Genomic DNA, 6,654 nt, shown 5'->3' on the forward strand with positions numbered 1-6,654 from the left:
ATCCTCTACCAAAGCATTTCCATCTCTTGTTTATGCTTAATATCTTGCTCTTTCTCAATTCTATACTCGATAATTTTATTATCTAAAGTACCTTTAAAAAATTTATAAGATACTGCTTTTATACTTTCTACATTATCCTTATCAAGTGTAATCATTATTGCATCATTAAATGCTTTCTCCATATAATCATTTCTAAAATCAATACTTTTAAAGTCAAGTTTAAAACTTCTTAATGTCCCCTTTGTAAATACTGTTTCATCTGGTACATATATGTCTTTTCTAGCTACTTCTTCTATCTCATTTGAATCTAAGCTTATAATATCTTGATTTTCACTATCTATTTCATCATAAGGTATTACAACATCTTCTAACATAGAATTAGGAATTTCATTTATAACATCGTCTTTGCTGAAATACTTTCGCTTATCCAAATCTTGTACTATAAAATCAATAGAGTCAACCTTTCTACCAACTTTATTCTCTTTAAAATCTATATCAAAATATCCAGTTTCATTAAGTTCTTTTATAGCTGGAACTACTATTCTTCTTTTAAAATCATTGTATCTATCATATTTACCTTCAATCATTAAAAGCTCTTTAAGATCATCTACCTTATAATTTATAATAGACTTTGTTCCACTCCAAAGCCTTAATAAATCGTAAAACCTTTGAGCATTTGGATTTATAAGTCCAAAAAATATAGCTAGGTTAATAGGCGTATACCCAGTATCTAAGTAATTTCTTATATATGTATGTATTTCTTTAGATGCTTCAATCTTAAAAGTTTTTCTAGATTTTATATATTTAAATCCATTTAAAAAACCATATTCACCCCATCCCTCTTCATCTTTAAAGTAAATACTTTGCTTTCTTAAATTAACTAATAAATTTGAAATAGAATCGATTGAACTAGTTTGCTTTTTCTTTATTATAGTTTTAAACTCTTCATGAGAAATTTCACATTTAATTACATCATCATTATTTTTTTGTAATTTGTATAGAAGCATTAAAAATATTCTATTCTCTAATGTAGATATATTGTATTTAGCCTTTATAATTATATTATTTTTCATAACTATATTTTTTTCATTTGTATTCATCCCTATTCCTCCACCCAATGATCACTCTATTTATAATTTAATATAAAACTTAAAATACGTCAATTTTTTAATTTATGCGTACTTGAGGTTCCCAGATGTCGTATTAAAAGTTCCCTCCTGTCGTATTAAAAGTTCCCTCCTGTCGTACTTGAGGTTCCCAGGTGTCGTATTAAAAGTTCTCTCCTGTCGTACTTGAGGTTCCCAGGTGTCGTATTAAAGTTCCCTCCTGTCGTATTTAGATTAAGATTTATTAGTAGTTTCAATGTGTTAGAGTATGTCTAAATACTATTAAATACTATAAATATTCTTTAAATACTAAGTAAAGACTAGTAAAGATATTTTTTAGCAATAGATGCTGTTGTTGACAGCATAACTAAATAGTGTTTTTCTGTCCTACATCTCTAAAACTAATGCCATTATAATCTAATTATATGGATTTTAAGAGTATTTTCAGTAAATATATCTATATCGCTTTTTTACATTTTTTATAGCTATAAATAATTGAGATTATAATTAATGTATTAGATAATAAAGTATAAACACTCGCTTTCATAATATCCTCCTGCCATGGGCTAAACTTACCATATAATGGATTTAAAAAAAATAGAAAAAATATACTTGATAAAATCATAAGTATAAAGCTTAAAATATATTTATGATTAGTTTTTAATATAGATATTGATGTAATTACACTTATTATGAAAAGAGCATGTAATAGATTTGATACTTCTTTATAAACAAATGGGGAACTAGGACCATCTGTAATATATAAAAATGCTGTTATACATGTACCAAATAAATAAACTATAATACCTATTTTAGATATAAATTCAAAACCTTTATTATCTTGCATATAGTAACATCTCCCTTGCACTTAATAATATTAAATATTTAATTATCACCTATTATTAACCTTCCCAATACATGTAAACTCTATGTTTTATATATTGGGAAGGTTAATTCATATACTCAATGATTTTATAACACAATCATATAAATGAATGTTTAAAAGTTCCCTCCTGTCGTATTTAAAAATTAGAAAATAAATTAAAAATGATAATTATTTTCAAAAACATATTGACATTATCAAAATGATAATTTAGAATTAAAAATGAAATTCATTATTAATACGAAACTTTAAGGTTGGAAGGAGACATATAATGAGACTAGTATATTCATTATTATTCATAGTTACATTTGCACTAATTTTTACATCTAGTATCAGAAAACATTCTAAAATCTATTACTCTATAGCTACGGCCCTAGCTAGTGCTACTATAGTTTATGAAATTTATAGATTAATAACAAGTACAAAATTACAAGGATTTATAGGAGAGTTTGAAAAGGCCTTTATGAAGGGAAATGTTTCAATTGGATTTTTCATTCTTGTAATGTTTGCGGGAGCATTAAACCCTAGATGGAAGTTAACTAAAAAGTTATTAAGTATAAGAACAGAATCTGCTATATTAGCATGTATTCTTTTAATTCCTCATGGTGTTATGTATGCTGTTCGTTTTATAAACAAAATATTAGTACATAAACCTATAACAACACTTTATGTAGTATATCTAATGGTTGGTCTAGTTGCTTTTGTAATGATGATACCTTTATTTATAACATCATTTAAAAGTGTTAGGGATAAAATGACAAATAAGGAATGGAAAAAGCTACAAAGATGGGCATATCCATTTTATTTATTAACTTATATTCATATAGTACTTGCTCTTCTTAATGATGATGAAGTAGATATTATGAAGTTAAGTGTATATACAGTATTATTTGTAGGTTACTTTATAATGAAACTAATAAAGTATTCTAAGTTAAAAAATAAAAGTAGTTTAATAACTAATCAGCTTTTATATGATTATTAAATTAATATAAAAATAAGGCACATAATGATTATGTGCCTTATTTTTTAATATATAATATTATTCATATTTTAACTTTTTAAAGTATCCATTTAAAATGCTGCTATCTTGTGATGTATATATACCGCTTTTGCCTGCAAATACATAACTCACTACACAAGCAATAAATATAAATCCAATATTAGCTGATCCAAATAGTTCAATTCCCATTATAAAAGATGCTATAGGAGTTTTTGTAGCTCCAGCAAATACACCTATCATTCCAAGTCCTGCTAAAAACTCAATTGGAAGTCCTACTATTGATGCTAATAAGTTACCTAATGTCGTTCCAATTACAAATAGCGGAGTAACTTCTCCACCTTGAAATCCTACAGCAAGAGTAAGCGCTGTTAAAAATAGTTTTATTATAAATGCTTCATCAGGAACAGGTTGTTTAAATGCATTACTTAATAAGTCTAAACTTAAACCAAGATAAATTCTAGTCCCAAGAATTAAAACTATTATAATTATTATGATACCACCTATAAAGCTCTTTAAAGATGTATTAGGTATTTTATTTGCAAAAAATTTCTTTAATGTATGAGTAAGCTCTGCAAAAAGTTTACTCGTAAGCCCAAATAAAATTGCGCATAATATAACTTTAAAAAATACGTCAACTCCATTTAATGATACACCCATATTATAATGACTATGATGGATCTTAAATATCTCTGATATAAAGTTTCCTATGTAACTTGATATTAAACAAGGTATTATTGCTTCATATCTCATTTTTCCAAGAGTGCTTACTTCAAGCCCAAATACAGTTCCTGCAATAGGAGTCCCAAATACAACTCCAAAACCACTACTTACACCACTTATTATAAGTATTGTATAATCCATTCCTTTTAATTTTAGAAGTTCACCTATTTTAGATGATACACTTGCTCCTATTTGTACACCTGTACCTTCTCTACCAGCAGATCCACCAAATAAGTGAGTTATAAATGTACCAAAAAATACTAGAGGTGCCATTCTAAAAGGAACTCGACCTTCACCATTATTAATTCTCTCGATTATTAAATTATTTCCTTTTGATGAATCCTTACCATATTTAGAATATAAATAACTTACAAAAGCTCCTCCTAATGGTAGCAAATATAATAGCCACGGGTTTGATTCTCTTGTATTTGTAGCCCATTGTAAACTTTTTAAGAAAAATGATATTACAACTCCCACGGCAACCCCAGATATAGATGCTAATAAAAACCATCTAAAAAATACAATCGACACTATCTCACTTTCTTTAAAATGTTTTTTTAATTCGTTCATAGTTTTTCCTCCCAATCTATTTTCCGCAAAAAAAATAGACTCCTACCCTTATATTTTTAATAAGAGTAGGAGTCATTAGCATCTTGTGCGTTTAATGGCGAACTCCATCGCCGATTTAATTTACAAATCTATTATATTATAGATATATAAAAATTTCAAATTAAGTTGTAAAATTTAATCAATAAACTATACTTTCTATAAAGTATAGTTTATTGATTTTGTAAGTCTGACATATTTAGATTATCAAAGTAATACTTTTCTACCAAAGCATATCCATCTCTGCTTTATGCTTTATATCTTCTTGTTCATCTTTTTTATATTCAGTAATCTTATTATCTAAAGTACCTTTGAAAAATGAATATGACGTAGCCTTTATAGTTTCAACGTCATCTCTATCAAGTATAATCATTACTGCATCTTCAAAAGCTCTATTCATATACTCATTTGTGAAATCAATATCTTTAAAATTCATTTTAAATCTTCTTAGAGTTCCTTTTGTAAACACTGTTTCATCAGGAACAAATATATCTGTTCTATCAGATTTAACATCTTTTGTTTTATTTAATTCAACTATTTCAATTGGATCTAAACTTATAACTTCTTGTCTTTCCTCAACTACCTCATTAGAAATTAATTTAACATCTTCTAATGTAGGATTAGGTATTTCCTTTACGTCATCATCTTTAGCAAAATATTTTCGTTTATCTAAATCTTTTACTATAAAATCAATAGACTCAACTTTTCTGCCAACTTTATTTTCCTTAAAATCTATCTCAAAATATCCAGTTTCATTAAGTTCTTTTATCGCTGGAAGTATAACTCTCCTTTTGAAATCATTATATTTACTGTATTTGTCATCCAACATCAGTAATTCCTTAATTTCTTCTATCTTATAGTTTACAGTATCCTTTGTTCCGCTCCAAAGCCTTAACAGATCATAGAATCGTTGTGCATATGAATTGTTTAACGATAACCAAATTTGAACATTAACTGGAGTATATCCCATTTTTAAATATTCTTTTAATAGCTTATATATTTTTTCAGATGCTTCTATATTAAATATCCCTAATTCGTCGTCGTACTCATATCCATTTATAAATCCATATGCTCCCCATAGATTCCCTTTTTTATTTTTCTTCTCTTCCCTAAAGTATATAGGTTTCTTTCTTAGCTCTTCTAAAACATCTAAAATCCCCTTAACTGTATTCTTTTGCTTAAACTTAATTATATCTTTAAACTCTGAATGACTAATTGAACAAGTTAGTATACCATCTGACCTTTTTTGAAGTTTATATAGCATAGATAAAAATATTCTATTCTCAACTAGACTAAGACTATATCTAGCTTTGACTAACATATTATTTTTCATCAATACCCGATTATTTTCTAATTCTTCTATAAGATTCACATTTACTCTCCCTTTACACCTTTGTTTTATTTATAGATTAACAAATCATTTTAATTACGTCAACATTTTAATTGTTGTCGCTTTTTAAGTCCCTAAAACGTCGTAATAAATCCCTAATTCGTCGCTTTTAAGTCCCTAAAACGTCGTAATAAATCCCTAATTCGTCGCTTTTAATCCCTAATTCGTCGTAATAAATCCCTAATTCGTCGCTTTTAGAGCTCTCAGATACAGTATTTCCAAGGGGTTAGGGTATGCCTAAATACTATTAAATACTATTAAATACTTTTTAAATACTAAGTAAAGACTAGTAAAGGTGTTTTTTCTGTACTAATCTATCCTGTTTTTAAACAAAATATAAAACAATTAGACACACACTAATTCTAAAAAGTAAATTAAAGTATCATTAAATCGTAATAATAAATTCCTAATTAATTATATAAGTATTTATTATAAGTTATCTATATTTCTTTTAGGCATTAAAAATATAAGTGATATATATGGCAAAATAGTAATTCCACCTATTAAATTAAATATTTAATACATGTCCCTAAAATGTCGTAGTTGTAATTTGATTTGTCGCGTTTAAATTAATGTCCTTAGTAGGAGGAATAATAGCAAAACTAAATACTAATATGTCAAAATACGTAAAAAATGAGCTGTACAACCTTTTAAAAAAAAATTACGGTAAATCCATTCATTAATTACTATTTTGTTTCATATAGAACGTTCTAGAGCCTTTAATATAAATATATAGTAACTACTTTCGTACTACTTATTGAGATTTTACTTGCTTGATAATTATAGCTATTATTTAATATGTTAAAATTATTTTACGATAATAATAGAGTTGTTTAATCCTAAATATTAATAGTGTAGTGCTATAATAATTTATAGTTATATAGGCTATAACAAATATTTAGAGATTTTATAATAAGTACTAATAAATTCACAAAAAAGGGTGTAAAAA

Annotated in this window: 5 protein-coding genes and 1 riboswitch; of the genes, 1 reads left to right on the forward strand and 4 read right to left on the reverse strand. The window is 26.5% G+C overall.

What is annotated here, in order from left to right; genetic code table 11:
• Positions 1-5: 5 nt before the first annotated feature.
• On the reverse strand, positions 6-1,100 hold the full coding sequence (locus NWE74_RS18715; RefSeq protein WP_258244572.1) for a replication initiation protein: 1,095 nt from the start codon (positions 1,098-1,100) through the stop codon (positions 6-8).
• A gap of 463 nt (positions 1,101-1,563) precedes the next feature.
• On the reverse strand, positions 1,564-1,953 hold the full coding sequence (locus NWE74_RS18720) for a hypothetical protein (RefSeq protein WP_258244573.1): 390 nt from the start codon (positions 1,951-1,953) through the stop codon (positions 1,564-1,566).
• Between the two features lie 307 nt (positions 1,954-2,260).
• Between NWE74_RS18720 and NWE74_RS18725 the strand changes: the two genes are divergently transcribed.
• Entirely contained in the window at positions 2,261-2,971 is a 711-nt protein-coding gene (locus NWE74_RS18725) for a ferric reductase-like transmembrane domain-containing protein (RefSeq protein WP_258244574.1), read from the forward strand.
• 57 nt (positions 2,972-3,028) lie between these two features.
• Here the strand turns inward: NWE74_RS18725 and NWE74_RS18730 are convergent, their stop codons facing one another.
• Positions 3,029-4,279 carry a voltage-gated chloride channel family protein gene (locus NWE74_RS18730; RefSeq protein ID WP_258244575.1) on the reverse strand — a complete coding sequence of 417 codons (1,251 nt, stop codon included), beginning with the start codon at positions 4,277-4,279 and terminating at the stop codon, positions 3,029-3,031.
• Positions 4,280-4,338: 59 nt separating this feature from the next.
• Positions 4,339-4,400: riboswitch (Fluoride riboswitch) on the reverse strand.
• 138 nt (positions 4,401-4,538) lie between these two features.
• The gene (locus NWE74_RS18735) at positions 4,539-5,687 is read right to left on the reverse strand and encodes a replication initiation protein (RefSeq protein WP_258244576.1); all 1,149 of its coding nucleotides are present in this window, start codon (positions 5,685-5,687) and stop codon (positions 4,539-4,541) included.
• Positions 5,688-6,654 lie beyond the last annotated feature (967 nt).

Source organism: Romboutsia lituseburensis (assembly GCF_024723825.1).
GTDB classification, from domain to species: domain Bacteria; phylum Bacillota; class Clostridia; order Peptostreptococcales; family Peptostreptococcaceae; genus Romboutsia_F; species Romboutsia_F lituseburensis_A.